This window comes from Bacteriovorax sp. PP10, assembly GCF_035013165.1.
Lineage (GTDB): Bacteria > Bdellovibrionota > Bacteriovoracia > Bacteriovoracales > Bacteriovoracaceae > Bacteriovorax > Bacteriovorax antarcticus.
On record NZ_JAYGJQ010000002.1, the window covers coordinates 1,304,514 to 1,323,536 of the forward strand.

Here is a 19,023-nt window from a genome sequence, read left to right on the forward strand (position 1 = left end):
GAAGCTCGCCTCTCATTTAATTAGTATAAAATAAGCTAACTTCTTCAATCCTAGGCGGTTTAATTAGCTAATGTTTGCTTATTAAGCTAGCGTGTAAGTGAATAACAATTCATATCCCAAAAGTTCATTACTTTCTCCTTTTTGGTCAAGGCCCGCCTCCCTAAGTTCAATGTCAGCGAATCAAAGATTCTTTGATTCAACGTAAATATTTTAGAGTAAAAAATGGCCAAAAAAAATGTTCCGACTCAGCAAAAAAATAAAGCAATTCCAAAATTAAAAGATTCGAAAGCTTCTTTATCAGAACAAAAAATTACGTTGGAAAAATTTCGTCGTATGGCGACAGTTATTCAGGATTCCAACGATGCAATTACTTTCCAGGATCTGGAAGGAAACATTCTGGCATGGAACCGTGGCGCAGAAAAAATGTATGGTTACTCAGAGGCCGAAGCCTTGAATATGAATATTGTCGATACTGTTCCCGATGAATATCAAGAAGAAGCAAGACAATTTATTGCTTCTCTTAAAAGGGGCGAGCTGGTTCCCAATTTAGAAACTAAACGAAAGCATCAAAATGGTGAGATCATCGATGTGTGGTTGACCAATACTAAACTGACAGACGATAAGGGAAAGCTAACAGGAATTGCCACTACTGAGCGTGACATCACGGAAAGAAAGCAGCATGAAGCTTCACTGAAAGAAAAATTTCGCGAGTTGGATTATTTACGTGAAGGGCAGATTGCTCTTTCAGAAAGTATGCGTGGGCAGCAGGATTTATCGCGTTTGGGGCAAAGTATTCTAAGCCATTTAGTTCCATTTACGAATGCTCAAATTGGAGCGTTCTATCTGGTGTCTGGTGATAAAACACTTAAGCGCATAAGTGGGTATGCCTTACCTGAAATGGAAGGAACTGAAAAGCCTGTTAAATTCGGTGTAGGTCTTATCGGCCAGGTTGCATTAGAAAAGCGCACTTTGTTGATTGAAGATGTACCGGCCGGCTACTTTAATAAAATTCAATCGACGTTTGGGGAATTGATTCCCAGGTCACTTTTGATTTGTCCGATTCTTTATGAAAATGAAGTCAATGGAGTCATTGAGCTCGGATCTCTTTATCCATTTACTGAACATCAAAGAGCTTTTTTAAGTCACGTTTCGGCCAATATTGGAATTGCTATTAATACTTCTGATGTTCGAAATAAAGTTCAGGAGCTGCTTGAGCAGTCGCAGACATTAAATGATAAGCTTCAAACTCAACAGGAAGAACTAAACAAAGCACAGGTTTTACTTGAAGAGAAGGCCACTGAAGTTCAAAGAGGTAGTCAGTATAAAACTGAGTTCCTTGCCAACATGTCGCATGAGTTAAGAACGCCCCTTAACAGTTCTTTGATTTTGGCCAAGCTTCTAATGGATAATGCCAAAGGAAATCTAACTGAAGATCAGATTAAGTATGCGAGCTCTATTTATTCTTCCGGCAACGATTTACTAAATCTTATTAATGATATTTTAGACCTTTCAAAGGTAGAAGCTGGAAAACTTGATATCAGAGTAGAGGATGTCTTTTTATCGAGAGTGATTGATGGACTGAAGCAGACTTTTCAAACTCTGGCGCATGAAAAAACTGTCAATTTTGAAGTGACCTGTGAAAATAATTTACCACAATTTTTTCAAACAGACCGTCAGCGACTGGATCAGATTCTAAAAAATCTTATTTCAAATGCTTTTAAATTTACTCAAGTTGGTTCAGTAAAAGTCAGGATATTCCATCACTCAAACGAACATCTTGGATTTGAGGTGACAGATTCAGGAATCGGAATTCCTAAAGAGCAGCAGGAAATTATTTTTGAAGCTTTCAGGCAGGCCGATGGGACAACGAATAGAAAATTTGGAGGGACTGGTCTTGGGCTTTCAATCTCAAGAGATCTTGCCAGACTTTTAGGTGGAAGCATTAAGGTCACAAGTAGTCCTGGAAAGGGAAGCTGCTTTACCCTGATTTTGCCAGAATTTTATAATGAAGAGTTGATAGCTACAACACCTTCCAAACTTTATTCTGCCCATTCTGTGAGTATTTTAGAGAAGGATAAAGTTAAGCAAAGAAATTTTGAGAAAATTATGTCTCCACCTTTTGAGGATGATCGTTCTGACGATGTTAAATCGGGGCCGACAATTTTAGTTATTGAAGATGAGCCTCAGTTTTCTAGAATTCTTTTTGATCTAGCTCATGAATTACAATATAAGTGTCTAGTGGCACAAGGGGCCGATGAAGGTTTTGAGATGGCCATAGAGTATAAACCGGATGCTATCGTTCTTGATATGAGACTTCCAGACCACCTGGGACTCGTGACTCTTGATAGATTAAAAAAAGATCCGAGTACGCGCCATATTCCAGTGCATGTGATCTCAGTAGAGGACTATACGGAGGTTGCCCTTCGCATGGGGGCCATTGGTTACATGTTCAAGCCTGCCAAGCGTGAAGAACTAAAAAATGTATTTGAAAAATTAGAAGCTAAGTTTTCACAAGATATTCATCAAGTTTTAATTGTTGAAGAAAATGAGTTCCAAATAAAAAATATCTGCCATCTTTTATCAGACGAAGGCATTAAGTTTACAAAAGTCGCGACAGCTGCAGAAGCGGTTATTGCACTTAAAGACAATGCTTTTGATTGTATGATCATGAATCCTAACTTGCCCGATATGTCGGCCGAGCAAGTCTTAAGTCAAATTATGCATGCAAATATTACTTCCATTCCTCCCGTTATTATTTATAACGGCAGCCCCATTTCACGTGAGCAAGAAGAAAAAATCAGACATCATTCCCAGTCCATTACTGTTAAAACAGCAGGGTCTTCAGAAAAGCTTCTCAATGAAGTAACATTATTTCTTCATCAGCCAGAATCGGAAATGTCGCCAGCACGCAGACTTATGCTTAAAAATAACCGAGGACTGGAGCAGTCTTTTGAAGGAGTGAAAATCCTTTTAGTGGATGATGATATCAGGAATATTTTTGCACTTACCAGTGCTCTTGAGCAACAAGGTGCCACGATTGTCATTGGAAGAAACGGCTATGAGGCGTTGGATAAACTTGAGCAGGATTCAAAAATAGATTTGGTTCTCATGGATGTAATGATGCCGGAAATGGATGGGCTTGAAGCAACCCGAAGAATCAGAAAACAAAAAAAATTCGATAATCTTCCTATCATTGCTGTCACTGCAAAAGCGATGAAAGAAGATCAGATGATTTGTCTTCAGGCGGGAGCGAGTGACTATCTTTCTAAGCCAGTTAATCTGGAAAAACTATTTTCTATTCTACGGGTGTGGGCACCTTAGCTAAAGAAGCTTTACTGCTTACCGGAACTTAAACTGTGCAAATAATATCTGCACACTATTTTTGGAAGTTTTATGCACGGATCGAATATTACAGAGAAGCTCGATATTTTAATTGTTGATGATGTGAAAGAAAATTTATTTGCATTAACAGAGCTTTTAAAGACAGAAAATATAAATATCCTGGAAGCACAATCCGGGAATGAAGCTTTAGAGTTAATGGTCGTACACGATTTTTCTGTCGCTTTAGTAGATATACAAATGCCAGGCATGAATGGATTTGAGCTTGCAGAATTCATGCGTGGAACTAAAAAAACTAAAAATATTCCCATTATTTTTGTGACAGCGACGGCCAATGATGAAAAATACGCTTTCAAAGGTTATGAAAGTGGGGCAGTCGATTTTCTTCGAAAGCCACTTGATCCCCATGTCGTAAAAAGCAAAGTGAAAGTGTTTCTGGAAATGCACCAGAATAAAAAAGAGCTGGAAAAACAAGTTGAAGCTCTCAATATAATCAGAGACAAGCTGGAGCAGGCCAATCGTGCCAGAGAGGAATTCATGGCGATTGCCACTCACGAATTGAAGACTCCGCTAACTGTTTTAAAACTCCAGGCACAAAATAGACAAAGAAGCCTTGAAAAAGGTTCACTCTCGGCGTTTACTCCAGAAAAATTAATTAAGATGTTTGATTCCGATAGCAAGCAAATCTTGAGACTTAATCGCCTGATTGATGACATGCTGGATGTTTCGCGTATTAGTTCAGGTCAGCTGACAATGAATTTTGAAGATTGTGATCTTTCATTATTAATCAGTGAAGTTTATGAAGGGCAATTGATGCTTTTTAAAGCGGCCGGTGTGCATATTGAAATGAATTCATGTGAGTCGATAATCGGGCGCTGGGATAAATTAAGAATTGGGCAAGTCATCACTAACCTTTTAACGAATGCTATCAGATATGGGGATGGGAAGCCGGTTAAAATCCATGTGCGTAAAGGTGACGAGCATGCCGTAGTTACCGTTGAGGATCATGGTATCGGCATCGCTGAAGAAAACGTAGAAAGAATTTTTCAGAGATTCGAGAGGGCCACAGGGACCGAAGCAAACGGCTTAGGTTTAGGTCTTTATATTGTTAATCAAATTATTGAGGCCCATGATGGTTTCATTAATGTAAAAAGCCATCTAGGTGCTGGATCGATTTTCACTGTTCATTTGTCTTTAAATTTGTAGGAAAAATTAAATCTGCCCCATCGTAGTGAGGCAGTTAAAATGATTTTTACTGACCAATTTGGTAATTAAAAGTAGCGTTGTTTGTATTAGTGTTGTCTTTTTTCATCTGTCCTGGATTTAATTTATTCATATCGTGTTGAGCTTTAATTCCAGCAAGGCACGCATCATATCCGGGCTCTTCTTTGTTGAAGACTTTTCCCGCAGAGTCTTTGCAGCTCATCGAAAATGTAGATTTAGTTTCAGTGTCATTATTTTTTGGAAGAGTAGGTTCCATTTTTAAGCTACTTTCGTCAATTCTTCCTAAAAGGGATAAGTCTTTCTCAGTAGTTTTTTTAGCAGCAAAGGCCAGTGATGATTGTAGTAACAATAAAACAATAATAAATTTCATAGATAGGCTCCCGTTTTAATTAAAAACAATTCTGTAGATTAAGTCTGTTCTTGAAACTCGGTAGAATAGTTAAGACAGCATTTGAAAAATCAGCATCTTTAACTGAAATAAAAATTCTATCTACGTATTGATTAGTTTCAGGGTTTGAAAGAATCATAATATATTCAAAATTACTTTCATCTGAGGCCACCGTTGAAACATGTGAAAAATCAAATTTTGCTAAAGGGGTGAATTGTTTTTTTACTTCTTCTTTTACACAAGCTTGAGTTTCAATTCCAAAGGGATCATTACTTGCGCACGCAATATTACTTAAGATCAAACATGTGACTAATGCCATTAACTTTTTCATAAACACTCCTACTAATTTGAAAGAATTATATAAGAAGCAAATTTGACTTGGATATAGTTTAAATGAATTTAGTGTGGATAATGTTTCAATTATTAAGAAATGGTAGTCGGAATAGGGATCGAACCTACGACCACTTGGATGTCGACCAAGCGCTCTACCACTGAGCTATCCGACTAGAGATAAAAAAGTAACCTCATAGTAAAAGCGATTAATTCTACTGTCAAACTTTCCGCTCCGTGTTGACGAGTTTTTTTCGTGCCTTGTGAAGCGTTCCTCATTATATTTACCTATGCAAAAAAATCGAATGCTCCTTAGTTTTACCGGAATGCTTTGGCAACAGCTCAAAGAATTTAAAGTTTATTATTTTTTTGGTGTTATCGCTCTGATTGCGACTCATGAAATTCAAAGTCAGCTGCCTTTTATGGCCAAAGAACTGGCCGATTTCGTGGCAAAAGATTCGAATGAGTTAAAACCAAGTTTATTTTTCTTATGTGCGCTGGGAATTATTGTTTTCAGAACATCTTCGCGTATTTTATTTTTCTATCCGGCACGATTATTACAAAAATTTCTTCGTTCGGAGCTTTTAGAAAAATTAGAATCGAACACTCCTCAAAGATTCCGCCATTTAAACTCAGGACAGCTGTTTCAGTACCTTTCAGGGGATATTGATCAGATCAGAGCACTGATTGGTTTTGTTGGTCTTCAAGGTGCGAACTTTATCATCGCATTTTTCGTTTTAGTCCCTAAGATGATTGCTTTCAATGCTCATCTGTTAATCGCACTGACTCCGATGTTGTGTGCTTTCATTATTTTTACAGTGGTTGTTTCGAAAAACCGTAAGTATTTTAAACTCACTCAAGACATGCAAGGGGAAGTTCAAAACCTGATCATGGAAAGTTATGTTGGAAAGAGAACCATTAAGAATTTCCATTCTGAAGAGTCTTTCATGAAACTCTTTTCTGAATTATCTCTCAAAGAACTTTATTATTTCTATCGTTCAAGTTTAGGTGTATCGATTTCGATGCCTTTAATTGCACTAGGAGTAGGGCTCTCGATGTTATGGGGTGCTTCGATTATTAAAGACAATCACCTTGGTGCCACATCTCTGATTTTATTTTCAGGTTTCATTTTCTTATTTATGGAGCCGATGGGATACCTTTCATGGATTGGTGTCGTCGTGGCCAGATCAAGTGCCTCATGGGATCGCTTGAAGAATTTAGATGTGACTCTTACAACGGGAATTGAAGCAGAAGAAAAACTTAAAAATTTAAACACTGCTCTTCCTGATAATAATTTCAACATTCCTTTCTGGGAGAGTTCCCTGGCCGTGACATTCAGGCCCGGCGCCTGGAACGTTCTGGTCGCCAAAACCGGGCATGGAAAAAGTGAAATTTTAATAAAGCTCTCTGAAGTACTGCGCCAGCGTGGAAAAAGTATCAGCTTAGTCGCGCAGGATCCTTATATCTTCAACGATTCACTTGAGCGCAATATCTTCCTTGGTAAAAAAGAAACTCATGAAGAAAGAGAATGTGCTAAATCAATTTTAAAAGTTCTGGGACTTGATTACCTTGAGCCCAACTTAGAAAACTTAATGAAGCTTGAAGTAGGAGAAAACGGTAAACGTTTATCCGGCGGACAGGCGAAACGTTTAAGTTTAGTCAGAAGCATTATGAGTGGATCAGACCTGCTGATTTGGGATGACCCATTTTCATCAGTCGATTTAATTTTAGAAAAAGAAATTATTCTGGAGCTTAAGAAGCATCCAATTATGAAAGACAGGACGGTTATTTTAACCAGTCACAGACTTTCAACCGTCAGGCATTCTGACTATCTGATCTTTTTAGATAAAGAAGGCGGAGTGGTCGAAGAGGGCGTGGTATCAACACTTTTAAGAGAAAATAGTAAGACGTATGAATACTTCCAAAAACAAATGGTATAGTTTATTTTTATTTGAGGGCTCAAAGTTCATGCTGGTACTTGTACTAGTATGCTTGGCGATCTCTGCATGGCTTGGGGTTTTAACTCCCAAGTTAATCGCAAATCTTTCTGCGACTTATGACAACGACGCACTTTTTGATAAAGCACTGATTGCTTTATTCATTAACTTTGTGGCCGTTTATTTCAACCGAGTTATTTATCAGCTTGCCGTGAATAAGTATGTCCGCTTACTGATTCAATACGCCCGTACTCAAACTTATGGCAGATGGCTTTCGAGCAATGAACACGACAGTGAAAAATACCCGCAGGGAGAAATCCTTTCGCGTATTATGTCTGATACAGAAGCTATCAGAGATTTAATTACTTCAGGATCTTTTGGGATCTTTATCGATCTGTGTTTTGTTATTTCATGTTTAGTGGGATTCATTACGCTTAACAAGTTCACTGGATTTTTCATCAGTGGGACAGAAATCTTAGCGACACTTGGTCTGATCTGGGGAAGTCAGTTAATGCGTGATGTATTCATGCGTTTAAGAAATGCTCAGGCGAAAGTCAATCGAGTGACAGCAAACGTTCTGGGAGGATTCTCTCAGATGTATTACACTCGTCACGATAACTACGCTTCAGAGAAATCAAACGTAGCTTTCGAAGACTTCCTTCAAAAACAAAACCAGGCCAACAACTTAGATGCTGCTTATTACGCTTTAGCAGAATCACTTTATCCAATTCTTCTGGCCCTGCTTATTTTTGTCTTTCCATTTTCTGGATTAACCGAAGCAGCTCTTATTTTTGCTATCGTAGATTTAATTCAAAGGTCAATCAGTCCCATCAAAGAAATTTCCGGCAAGATTGCCAATATCCAAAGAGCAATTACGGGAATTGATCGCATTCAACATTTCTTGAATGATATGCCACTGAAATTGAACCTGACAAAAAGTCAGCTTCTATCAGAAGAGTATCACTCGAAACTAGTGAAATTTGATGTGCGTGTACCAAGTTTTTCTTATCCAAAAAGAGTCAATAAAAATGCTGATGGAGTTGAGGAAGTCAGAGACTTCTTTTCACTTCAGGATATTTATTTTGAAGGGCGTCCAGGAGAGCTCATTGGGATCGTAGGACTTTCGGGTTCTGGGAAATCGACACTTCTCAATATTCTGGCAGGGAACCTGATTGCTTCTGAAGCAGTTGTGGACCTGACGATGAAATCTCAGGATGGCGAGTATCACTTAACAATTAGTGACCTTGATGAATACCGCCGTGAGGTGAGTATTGTTTCTCAGGAGTCCCATATTTTTAGTGAGTCTCTGATTTTCAATATCACCCTAAGGCGCGAGCTTGCTGCTTCGGAAGTGGACCATTTCCTTCGCGAGTGGAAGCATCTGGAAGAGAGCATTCCTTATTTAAAAACCATGGGACTTTCAGCTTACGAAAAAATTATCCCTAATAAGTTATCTCTGGGCCAAAAACAGCTTCTGGCCGGAGTTCGTGCCTGTTACTTAAAAAAGAACATCGTCTTCTTTGATGAGATCTCTTCTGCACTTGATTCCGAGCTGGAATACGCCCTTAGAAAGTGTATTTTACTTATTCAGGAGTTCTCGTTAACCATTATCGTTGCCCACAGAGTGGAGACGATTATCGGGGCCGATAAGATTCTGGTCATGGAAAAAGGCCGAGTGGTCGACTCGGGTAATCACCAGGAGTTGATCGGAAAATCTAAAGTGTATCAAGAATTTATTGAGGAACTCTCGCATTCTTGATTTTTTAGCGATATCCTACTGGCTGTTAAAATTATCTATCCAAGGTAGGAGACTAAGATGAAAAAGCTTATGGGAAAACTATCCCCGCTAGTGGCCGTTGTAGCAGTTGCTGTTGTTGTTATTGCATGTAATAAAGATGCACAATCAAAACCAAATTTTATTTTTAAACCAGCTCCTTCAAAAGAGATTGTTGCCTCTATGGGTGGACAACCTGTTCTTGAAAAAGATCTTGTTAAGGGAATCGAAAGTGACCTTTATGAGGCTGAGTTAAAAGTTTATGAAATTAAGTACGCGAAGCTTCAGTCGATGCTTCTAGAGCGTTTCATGAACCAGGATCCAGATAAGAAAAATCTTACGAATGACGAATTCCTAGATAAGTTCATTGCTAAAAACGTAAAAATTACGGACGCTCAAGTTGAGGCCTTCATTAAAGAACGCCAGATTCCAAAAGACCAAATCAACCCGGAAATCAAAGCTCGCATCGTTGAGTACTTAACTGTTGAATCTAAAAAAGTAGCAGTTGATAACTGGATTGCAGAAAAAACAAAAAAGACTCCGGTAGAAATCTACATCCAAAAACCATCACTTCCAATGTTCGAAGTAAACGTTGGGGACGCTCCATTTAAAGGTGGATCAGATGCAAAAGTAACGATCGTAGAATTCTCTGATTTCCAATGTCCATTTTGTTCGAAAGGAGCGCAAGTTCTTTCAGCTATCGAGAAAAAATACGGAAACAAAGTTAAAATCGCTTTCAAGCATTACCCGCTTCCATTCCATGCTCAAGCTAGAATTGCAGCAGAAGCTTCAATGTGTGCTAACGAGCAAGACACAAAACTATTCTGGAAAATGCACGACGCTATGTTTGCTGACCAATCTAAGCTTGATAAAGACAACTTAATCGCTACTGCTAAAAAAGCAGGCGTAAAAGAAGCGGAATTCAAAGCTTGTCTTGAATCAGGAAAATTCAAAGCAAAAGTCGATGCTAACGTAGCAGAAGGTGGAGTGATCGGAATCAAGTCAACTCCAACTTTCTTCATTAATGGAAAATTGATCAGTGGAGCTCAACCACTTGAGGTTTTCTCGGAAGTTATCGATTCAGAGCTAGCAAAGTAGTACTTAATACCTGACTAATTACAGAGGGCAAAGGTCATCTTTGCCCTCCTCCAAAAGCACCCTCCAATCTTATATACTTGTTTAATGCTAATCCCTCTCGTTTCAATAGGGGACAACGCTTAAAGGGTATTATGGATATTAAAGAATCAGTCGCCGCAAAAGATCGTTATCGTGAAGCTCAGGTAGAGTTGAAGAGCAGTTACGACCGCGACCTTAAAAACATTAAAGATAATTTTGATGGAAAGATTGAAAAACAATCTAAGAACTACTCTGAACATAAAACTAAATTAGAAGAAGAAAACCAAATCAATAATGAGTTTTACACTGATAAAACCAGATCGGCGATTAACCGCGGACAAGAAGAATTTAAAACTAAGTTAAAAGAAAATACGAATAGATTTGAAAAAGAAAAGAACTCTTCGAAAGCAGATTTTAGCGAGAAGCTTACTGACTTAAGTAGTGCTTACAAAAAAAGCTTCGATGAAAATAACCGCTACCACGACCAGGTGAAAAAATCCCTGGGGGACAAGTACACGACTGCAAGCAAGCGCTCGGATGCGGAGTTCAATAGCAAGATTAGTGGAATGTCTGAAAAGATGACGACTGAAAATGCAAAGTCACGTGACAACGAACGCGCTGACCGCATGTCCTTAATGGCGAAAAACTCAGAAGAATTAGACTCTCTGAGAGTCAATGCGACTGATTCAAAATATAAAGAAGTCTCACGCTTAAAACAAGACAATGAAAATCTTCGTACGACGCTGGGAAGAGACAATCAAATGCTTAAAGATCGTCAGGAAGAAAGAGTTGCTGATCTAATGAAGCTTAAAGGCAAAGAAAGTGACGATGGAATGAAGAACTTTGAAAACCTTCAACAAAACATCCGTCAAAAAAATATTAATGAGCAGGAAAAAATGAATGCCTCTCATAATGCTGAAGCTAAAAACTTAGAAAAGAAATTCAATGATGACGTAAGAAACATCAACAATATTGCCAATCAGAAAATTAAAGGTGGGACATCTGCTGATACATTAGTAGATGAATTAAAACAAACTAAGACTTCTTATGAGAACCGTTTAGCGGCAGCTCATGATGAAATTAACCGCAGCAACCAGGTTAGCGCGGAAAAAGAAAAGACAACGGACTTGATGTTCCGAGATAAAATCAAGGAAATGAAAACTTCTCAAATCGAAAACATGTCGAAGAAAGAAGCAGAGGCCAATGAGACTTTAAATAAAACTGTTTATGAAAATAGAGAAAATTTTAACTCTTTATCGGAACGCTTTAAAGCTGATGCCGGCCTTGTCAAAAAAGAAACTGACGCTAAGTTTGCTCAGTCAAATGGTGACAGTAAAAACAAAATTAAAGAACAAAGAGTTGAGTTTGGTAGAGTCGTTAATTCCATGAATGATAAGAATATGGAAACAATCAATTCACTTAAAGAAGACTTAACAAAAGATAAGTCAGTAACCATTGAAAAAACTAAAAAAGCTTTTAGCGAAGAAAAAATCGCTATGAAAGACAGCTTTAACCGTCAGGCGACTATCCGCGATTCATTGTATGAGCAAAAGCTTGCTGATTTAGAAAAACAAACTAGCAAAATTATTGATAACTATGAAAACCGTATTTCTCAGATTGCTAGAAAGGCCGAAGCTGAAGTGACGTCGGTAAAAAGTAGAGAAGAGACAAGAAAGCTAAAAGAAGGGCAGGCCAATGCCATGGCCTTCGAGAGTCTAAGACAAGAACAGCAAAATGATATTGCCCAGATGCGTGATAAGTACGAAGGAACAATTCAGCGAAACCAAGCTTTATCTGAACAAAAAACAGGTTCTATTGTTCAAAAATATGAAGATACGATTCTTCGCGAGAGAAATGACCACCAGAAAGAACTTGCTGTTCGTTTAGGTGAGGCACAAACCCAGTTCGAAACACTTTATAAGAGTTCTGAGCTTGAGAAGACGACTCTTAGGAACCAGTATGAGCAACGCATTGAGAATATGAAATTAGCAAGTTCTGCAAATGAACGTTCAAAAAAGGTGTAGTTAGTGGTAAGCTAGGTAGATAAAGAAATTTATCTACCTAGGACATCAATGAGACGCGCCAAAATTATAGCTACTATCGGCCCTTCGACAAATTCAAAAGAAATGTTATCAAAATTAATTGAAGCAGGCGTAAACGTCTGTCGAATTAATATGAGTCACGGAACTTATGAGGCCCATTCTGCGGTTATTAAAAATATTCGCGAAGCTTCTCGTGAGTCTGGATATGAAGTGGCGATTCTAGCTGATTTACAAGGGCCAAAAATCCGCGTTGATAAACTTCCTGAGCCACTTAAAATTGAAAATGGAACTGAATGGGTTATTGGAGCTGCTAAGCTTAAAGACAAATACCCTGAATACGCTGATTGTTACATCCCGACTATTTATGAAAACCTTGTGGCCGACTGTCACGATGGTGCAAGAATTCTTTTTGATGACGGGCTTATGTCCGCTGTTGCGACTGTTCGTGATCGTGATGTGTATAAAATTAAAATCATTACTGGTGGAACACTTAAATCAAACAAAGGAATTAACCTTCCTGATTGTGAAGTGTCTGCTCCGGCATTCACTGTAAAAGACCGCGAAGACTTAATGTTTGCTTTAAAAGAAGGTGCAGATTACGTGGCCCTTTCTTTTGTTCGTAGAAAAGAAGACATCATGCAAGTGAAGACACTTTTACATGAATTAAAAGTGAATATCCCAATCATTTCTAAAATTGAGAAACCTCAGGCCGTAGACAATCTTGATGAAATTTTATCAGTGACAGATATGATCATGGTTGCCCGTGGAGATATGGGTGTTGAGGTTGGAAACCATTTAGTTCCAGCAATTCAGAAAAAAATTATTAAAGAATGTAATGACCGCGGGATTCCAGTTATCACTGCGACTCAAATGTTAGAGAGTATGACGGAAAACCCGACTCCAACCAGAGCTGAAGCTTCTGACGTTGCCAATGCGATTTGGGACGGAACAGATGCAGTTATGCTTTCAGGTGAATCAGCTTCAGGGAAATACCCTCTGGAAACTGTAAGAATGATGGATAGTATCGTCAGAGAAGCTGAGCGCACTCCAAAAGAGCGTCCACTTTTAAGACATCAGGATTTATCAAGTGTGACAGCTTCTATTATGGTTGCTGCTTCAATGATTGCTGAGAAAATTGGTGCCAGAAGAATTTTATCTGTGACTGAATCAGGAGCGTCTTGTTTACGTATCACTCAGTTCAGACCAAGCATTCCAGTTTTAGGAATTACAAACTCAATTCAAGTGGCCCGCCGTATGTGTTTATACTGGGGTGTGAGTCCGTTTATTGTTATCGATCAGGAAAAAGAGTCTTCTGAGTTCATGAAAAATGTTCTTAAAGAAGTAAAAGACCGCTTAAAGCTAAAAAACGGTGACAAGTTAGTCGTGACAAAAGGTGACGGACAATTCTTCTCTCAAGGGAGTTCAAACTCTGTGAAAGTTGAATTAATCAAGGATACACCGAAGGTTATTGGCGGATCTCAAGGATTGGAAGAAGCTTCCGACGAAAAAAAAAAATCCTTCTAGACACGAATAACTGCGCTTCTTGCCAGGCATGCGTCCAGGTTTGTCCTCATGAAATCTGGGCCGTGACTAAAGATGAGAAAAAAATCACTTATATTGAAGCAAAAAATATTGGCAAGTGTGCGATGGACTTCGCATGCATCGATGCATGCCCAACAGGTGCCATCGAAATTATCCCACATTTTTCATAATGGATTGGCTTAAAACTTTTGATGTCGTGGATTTCGGTTATACCGAAGAATCAGCGCCACAAACGCTATCGGCCTATAATGAATGGGTGTCCCGTGGCACTCATGCTCCTCTTCATTATCTCGAAGGGGAAAGACAACAGAAACGTCAGGACCTAAAAAATCACTGGAGCGATTTTCAATCGGCCCTGGTGTTTTTATTCTCTTATCACCCGGCACATTTTGAACTTCAGCAATTAACAAAAAATAATCCAGACTGGAACGGGCTCAAAGTAGCGTCGTATACCTTGGGATTTGAAGGCGGGGATTATCACAACTTACTTCGTACTAAACTTGAAGCGATTGGTGAAAAATTAAAGGCGGAACATGGTCTTGATTATAAAATAACTTTAGACACTCACCCTGTTTTAGAGCGCGATCTTGCGATGAGAGCGGGCCTTGGATGGTTTGGAAAAAATTCCATGCTCATCAATCGCAGTGAAGGAAGTTTTTTTATCATTGGATCATTACTGCTTAATCAGAAGCTCAATTTAGCGACGAGAGCAGTGGAAACAGATCACTGTGGTCAATGCACCCGCTGTATAGATGCTTGTCCTACAGAGGCCATAGACCCACTATCGCGCACGATTATTGCCCAGGATTGCATCAGTACATTTACGATTGAACAATTTAAAATCGATACCACCCCTTCGGCCAAAATGGATCTTACCAGCGGGGCCATCTTTGGATGTGATATCTGCCAGGACGTCTGTCCATGGAATAAACGAGTCGACAGGCAACAAAAATTTCCACGCTTAAGCTGGAGTGCCGATCAAAAAAAGATTTTAGATTTTTTTATGTTAAGGCCTGTAGCAGAACTTCATCAGGATTTGGAGAATAGGAGTGGGGGAGATTTTGAAAGGCTCTTTGATAAAACCTCTTTCTCCCGTTCAGGAAAAAGAGGTCTGCTTAAAAATATCAGATTATACATAGCTCAGAAGTTAAATATTCTTTCTTAGTGCTTCAACGATATCAAGTCGTGAAGCTCGAAGGGCAGGAATCAAAGTTGCGACAACTGTTGTGACAGAGGCCAGGCAGCTGGCATAAATCACCGAAGACATCATGAAGTAAATTTTAATCTGGAAGGGAGTTGAAGCTCCTGGCATTTCCGTCATGATTTTTACTTTTTCTACCACTTCAATCATGATCCCTGAAAAGAGAATTCCGGAAGTGACGCCGATGATGGCAAGTAAAATGCTTTCTAAAACAAATTGAGAAACAATTTCTTTTCTTGATTCACCTAGTGCTCTTAGTGTTCCGATCTCACCAGTTCTTTCTACGACAGTCATACTGACCGTGTTTAAAATTCCCAGGAACGTCAGTGCTAAAAGAATGGCTTCGATTAAACTGTTTTGAACTCCGTAGAACTTATCAACCTGACGAAAGAGAACGGCAAGTTCGCGCCATGATCTGGCAAAAAGATTTGGCTGAGAGGCCTTAAGCTCAGTATTAATTTTCTTAAGACTCGCTTCGGCCATATCAAGTTCTTTGAATTTTAAAACGGCGATATCCACCGCCTTTGTATCAAGAACTTCCTGAGTGACAGATAGAGGAAGGTACATAACTTGAGAGTCAATTTCATCGATACCGGCAGAGAAAACACCCGACACCGTTAAATCCATGGCATTCATGACACCATCAATTGTGTTGGTTAAAACCGTGATGTTATCACCAGGGTTGACGTTCATTTGTTTGGCCAGGAGTTTTCCGACAACGACTTCTTTAGATCCACTGTCATCAAAGAATCTTCCTTGAGTCAGAAGCATGCTTTTTTTGAACTCAGGTTCGCCAACAGGATCAACTCCGATAATTTTTCCACCAACAGAAAGGTCACCATTACTGATCAAACCGAAAAAACTAAGTCGTCCACTAAGGTGTTCAACCTGAGGGAATTTGCTTTTTAAATCGCCTAAGTCATTTAGTAAAAAAAGTCTTTCAGCTCTCGGCTCTTTTCCTGGGCTCCAGTATTTCTGGGCAGCGATCTGCATATTTCCGTACTGATTTTCTGCTGCAATAAATTTTAAAGCAGCAAGAGAGTAGGCAGAGAATCCTTGAAAGAGAATCATCGCAGCGACAGCACCGGCAATCATACTGATTGAAAGTAAACTTCTTAAGCGGTGACGGGTAATATTTCTAATGGCCAGTTTGAGTCTCATCATAAACATTACACACCTCCATTAAGACTAGACTGCAAACTATCACTTAGGATGTGTCCATCTGAGATCTTAATCTGGCGGTGAGTTTTAGAGATTAAATCCTGGTCGTGAGAGCAAAGCATAACTGTTACTCTTAAATCTCTTTGCAGCCCTTGAAGTAAATCAAAAATTTCTTCTGAGGTTTTTGTATCAAGGTTGGCCGTCGGTTCATCTGCAAGAATTAAAGTAGGGTCTTTAACAATCGCTCTGGCAATTGCCACGCGCTGGCGTTGTCCACCTGAGAGTTGTCCCGGTCTTCTATGAGAAAATCCATCGAGACCTACGCGCTTTAGTGCCTGGTGTGCGCGCTCAAGTCTTTCAGCTTCAGGGATATTTAAAAGCATAAGAGGGTACTCAACATTTTCAAGAGCACTTAAGAGTGGCAGAAGGTTGAATGATTGGAAAATAAAACCAATCTCCTGAGCTCGTATTAGAGAGAGTTGTTTATCACTTAAGTCTTTAATGTTGATGTTCTTAATAAAAAGATCACCTTTTGTTGGAGGGTCAATTAGACCGGCCACATTTAAAAGACTGGTTTTTCCACTTCCTGATTTGCCGGATAAACCGATAAATTCTCCTTTATGGATACTGAAATTAATTTTTTCAAGGGCCACGAAATCAACTCCATCAGAGGAGTGGATCTTGTGAATATTTTGAAAGCGTAGGACTGCTTCAGAGAGTTTTTCCATGGAAATCCTTATAATTGAAAATAATTCTTTATTCCAAAAAAGACATTGCTGATATTTTTAATTTTACTTAGCTGTGAATTTTGATCTCCCCAGTAAGTTTCTGCACCCACTCGAACTTCAAGAGTCGAGTTAACCGGCCATGTAAATAAGCTTTGAACCGCATGTCCATTTTCATTAAACTCGTGAGTGTAAGATAGATCAATGGTTTTTTCTGAGCCTAAGTCATATGAAACTTTTGCGATTGAGTAAGTTTGATTTTTTTCTCTGAAGGCCTGAGGCAGATCTTTTGATAATCTCGACGTTGCCAGAACCAGAACACCTGAAAAACTACTGTAAGTTGGAGTGTCGAGGCTTAGCACCACATTAGTCATATCAACTGGTGTATTGAGCAATGAAAATCCACTAACTGAATTAATTTTTTTATCTTGAGTATGAACGATGTCAGTTCTAAAAACAAAGTTATCGTAAAGAGTGCTGGCAACAGAGATTCCTGCTGTCTTAACTCTTGAATGGGTTTCATCCAGTTCGACATTTGTTAATGAGGCAGATTTTAAAACATAACTTGCATCACGGTCTAAGTAAGAAAAATAAAAAATTGAAGCGTCTATTCCCCAAAAGCTAGTTGAGAATTTTCCACCGTACTCATGCTTTTTGAAAAAATCAGGAGTGTCTTCCGTGTTGGTTTTTATATTAGTCTGAGGTAAAACCCCTCGGGTAAATAAATCGACGGGAAGTGCTCTGGAGAATCTTGGCTCGGGAGAGTAGATTAACTGCAACGACCCATTCTCAAAAAAGTATTTAAAGTTCACGAGAAACAAGGGAAGTCTAGAATCAGCGTAATCTGTGTAAAAAGTTTCTCGTAAATCCTTCGGGTTCACAATGTCAGCATAGTTAAAACCAAAAGCTTCGCCCCATCCGACATCCTGGTAACCAGTCTGCAGAACCCACGATGAACTTTTATACTTAAGATAGTTATCGCCCAGATAGATTTCACGGGTATTTTTATCGTCAGTAGACTGATTCTTTGAAACATCAGTGTAAAGTGATGAGTAAGTAAAACGCACCTGATTAACCAGGACAAAATCATTAGTGAATTTTGATTCCTGTTCTAGTTGAGCACGTGCTCTGGAGCCAAAGTTCTCTTCAGCATCGGCCGTATAATAATTCCCCTTAGCAGACAGGTATCCACGCACAGATGTATCAATACTCGCGTGAAGTGAGAAGGGTAGACACAGTGATAGTAGGGTTAGTTTCTTAATCAAAATTCTAACCTGTCTTTATTGAATAAACTTTCATCGAATTTTTGAGGTTTATGATCTGAAAAAACCATCACAGAAAATTTATCTTTTTGAAGATAATCACGAATCGTCACTTTAGTCGCGCGGCTCGCTCCCTGGATTTGTTTAAAGTCAGAGAACTCAGCACTCTTTAGTGCTTTACCTGAAAGAGCGTAGAACGTCGCTTCGATTGGCGTAAAGTCTTTTTTTGCCACGAGGTACTCAATGCGGCCGTAAGTGACTTTTTTATTTTTAGCTTTTAGTTCTAGCTTATAAACATCATCAGTGCCTTTTTTCTCAGTTGCAAGAATTGTGGCCTCATAATCTTCAGCGTAATTTGTTCTGGCGATATCGCCGTTGGCCACTTCACCTGTAAGTTTTTGCTCAAGAGAGATGCGTAGGGGCTTTTTAATATTTGGAGTGTAAAGCCAGATATCATAATCCTTCATCAAAAGCTTTCTTCCGCGAGCTCGCTCTGGCTCTGTCTGGTTTGTTAGTGAAGCATTAACGTCTTTAAAGTTAACCTGGTACACTTCGCGTTTATTATCCTGGTTCGTGATTGTGACATTGAAAGAGTGAGAGATATTTCCAAGTCCACGACGTAAATCTGCTTTTTTTACGATTTCATTGGGATCAAGATCCGCTGAGAAAAGTTTAAAACTCACAAGAAAAGAAGCCAATAAGACTTTCGAATACTTCATAAACCCACCTTTAATATAGATAGATTTATTTTAATGCAAAAGTTCAAGTATCAAAAGGAGGAATATAGTACAGGAGCAGTTTGGTCGGATTAGGCCTCTGTTTGATTAATTCCGCTTGGTGGAGATTCAGTTGCAGGAAAAATATTTCAATGATGAGAAATGCTGGACTTTTTTCATCGTCATATTGTTTGAGCATTAGATTTTGTGTTGATATTTTCTTCGGCCAATCTTGAGGCAATAATTTTTTTGAAGAATTTTTTATT

At 38.9% G+C, this 19,023-nt stretch carries 15 protein-coding genes and 1 tRNA gene; 9 read left to right on the plus strand and 7 right to left on the minus strand.

Annotation, left to right across the window (positions count from 1 at the left end):
* Positions 1-222: 222 nt before the first annotated feature.
* Together SHI21_RS16345 and SHI21_RS16350 are read left to right on the plus strand one after the other, a co-directional pair.
* Complete coding sequence (locus SHI21_RS16345) at positions 223-3,321, plus strand: response regulator (RefSeq protein ID WP_323577962.1); 3,099 nt, start codon at positions 223-225, stop codon at positions 3,319-3,321.
* Between the two features lie 72 nt (positions 3,322-3,393).
* Positions 3,394-4,545, plus strand: coding sequence for a hybrid sensor histidine kinase/response regulator (locus SHI21_RS16350; RefSeq protein WP_323577963.1), 1,152 nt, complete (start codon positions 3,394-3,396; stop codon positions 4,543-4,545).
* Positions 4,546-4,591: 46 nt separating this feature from the next.
* On the opposite strand, the gene SHI21_RS16355 is transcribed toward SHI21_RS16350, so the two are convergent.
* The 3 genes from SHI21_RS16355 to SHI21_RS16365 form a co-directional block, all read right to left on the minus strand.
* Positions 4,592-4,933: a hypothetical protein gene (locus SHI21_RS16355; protein ID WP_323577964.1), complete on the minus strand. Its 342-nt coding sequence runs from the start codon at positions 4,931-4,933 to the stop codon at positions 4,592-4,594.
* 19 nt (positions 4,934-4,952) lie between these two features.
* Positions 4,953-5,282 carry a hypothetical protein gene (locus SHI21_RS16360; RefSeq protein ID WP_323577965.1) on the minus strand — a complete coding sequence of 110 codons (330 nt, stop codon included), beginning with the start codon at positions 5,280-5,282 and terminating at the stop codon, positions 4,953-4,955.
* 100 nt (positions 5,283-5,382) lie between these two features.
* Positions 5,383-5,457: transfer RNA gene (locus SHI21_RS16365), tRNA-Val, on the minus strand.
* Between the two features lie 114 nt (positions 5,458-5,571).
* Between SHI21_RS16365 and SHI21_RS16370 the strand changes: the two genes are divergently transcribed.
* The 7 genes from SHI21_RS16370 (at position 5,572) to SHI21_RS16400 (ending at position 14,857) form a co-directional block, all read left to right on the plus strand.
* Positions 5,572-7,221 carry an ABC transporter ATP-binding protein gene (locus tag SHI21_RS16370; protein ID WP_323577966.1) on the plus strand — a complete coding sequence of 550 codons (1,650 nt, stop codon included), beginning with the start codon at positions 5,572-5,574 and terminating at the stop codon, positions 7,219-7,221.
* Positions 7,193-8,977, plus strand: a complete 1,785-nt coding sequence (locus SHI21_RS16375) for an ABC transporter ATP-binding protein (RefSeq protein ID WP_323577967.1) — start codon at positions 7,193-7,195, stop codon at positions 8,975-8,977. Before SHI21_RS16370 ends, SHI21_RS16375 begins: the two co-directional genes overlap by 29 nt.
* A gap of 57 nt (positions 8,978-9,034) precedes the next feature.
* On the plus strand, positions 9,035-10,090 hold the full coding sequence (locus SHI21_RS16380; protein ID WP_323577968.1) for a DsbA family protein: 1,056 nt from the start codon (positions 9,035-9,037) through the stop codon (positions 10,088-10,090).
* Between the two features lie 131 nt (positions 10,091-10,221).
* Positions 10,222-12,132 carry a hypothetical protein gene (locus tag SHI21_RS16385; protein ID WP_323577969.1) on the plus strand — a complete coding sequence of 637 codons (1,911 nt, stop codon included), beginning with the start codon at positions 10,222-10,224 and terminating at the stop codon, positions 12,130-12,132.
* A gap of 48 nt (positions 12,133-12,180) precedes the next feature.
* Positions 12,181-13,674: a pyruvate kinase gene (gene pyk, locus SHI21_RS16390; RefSeq protein WP_323577970.1), complete on the plus strand. Its 1,494-nt coding sequence runs from the start codon at positions 12,181-12,183 to the stop codon at positions 13,672-13,674.
* The gene (locus tag SHI21_RS16395; protein ID WP_323578344.1) at positions 13,665-13,862 is read left to right on the plus strand and encodes a 4Fe-4S binding protein; all 198 of its coding nucleotides are present in this window, start codon (positions 13,665-13,667) and stop codon (positions 13,860-13,862) included. Before pyk ends, SHI21_RS16395 begins: the two co-directional genes overlap by 10 nt.
* Entirely contained in the window at positions 13,862-14,857 is a 996-nt protein-coding gene (locus SHI21_RS16400) for an epoxyqueuosine reductase (protein WP_323577972.1), read from the plus strand. The genes SHI21_RS16395 and SHI21_RS16400 overlap by 1 nt, the downstream gene beginning before the upstream one ends.
* On the opposite strand, the gene SHI21_RS16405 is transcribed toward SHI21_RS16400, so the two are convergent.
* From SHI21_RS16405 to SHI21_RS16420, 4 genes are read right to left on the minus strand one after another with little or no spacing between them, the layout of a single operon-like run.
* Entirely contained in the window at positions 14,840-16,057 is a 1,218-nt protein-coding gene (locus SHI21_RS16405) for an ABC transporter permease (protein WP_323577974.1), read from the minus strand. The genes SHI21_RS16400 and SHI21_RS16405 overlap by 18 nt on opposite strands.
* A gap of 5 nt (positions 16,058-16,062) precedes the next feature.
* The gene (locus SHI21_RS16410; protein WP_323577975.1) at positions 16,063-16,782 is read right to left on the minus strand and encodes an ABC transporter ATP-binding protein; all 720 of its coding nucleotides are present in this window, start codon (positions 16,780-16,782) and stop codon (positions 16,063-16,065) included.
* A gap of 8 nt (positions 16,783-16,790) precedes the next feature.
* Positions 16,791-18,044 (minus strand): hypothetical protein, encoded by a 1,254-nt coding sequence (locus tag SHI21_RS16415; RefSeq protein ID WP_323577977.1) that lies wholly within the window; start codon positions 18,042-18,044, stop codon positions 16,791-16,793.
* Positions 18,041-18,760 (minus strand): outer membrane lipoprotein-sorting protein, encoded by a 720-nt coding sequence (locus SHI21_RS16420; RefSeq protein WP_323577978.1) that lies wholly within the window; start codon positions 18,758-18,760, stop codon positions 18,041-18,043. Before SHI21_RS16420 ends, SHI21_RS16415 begins: the two co-directional genes overlap by 4 nt.
* Between the last annotated feature and the right edge of the window lie 263 nt (positions 18,761-19,023).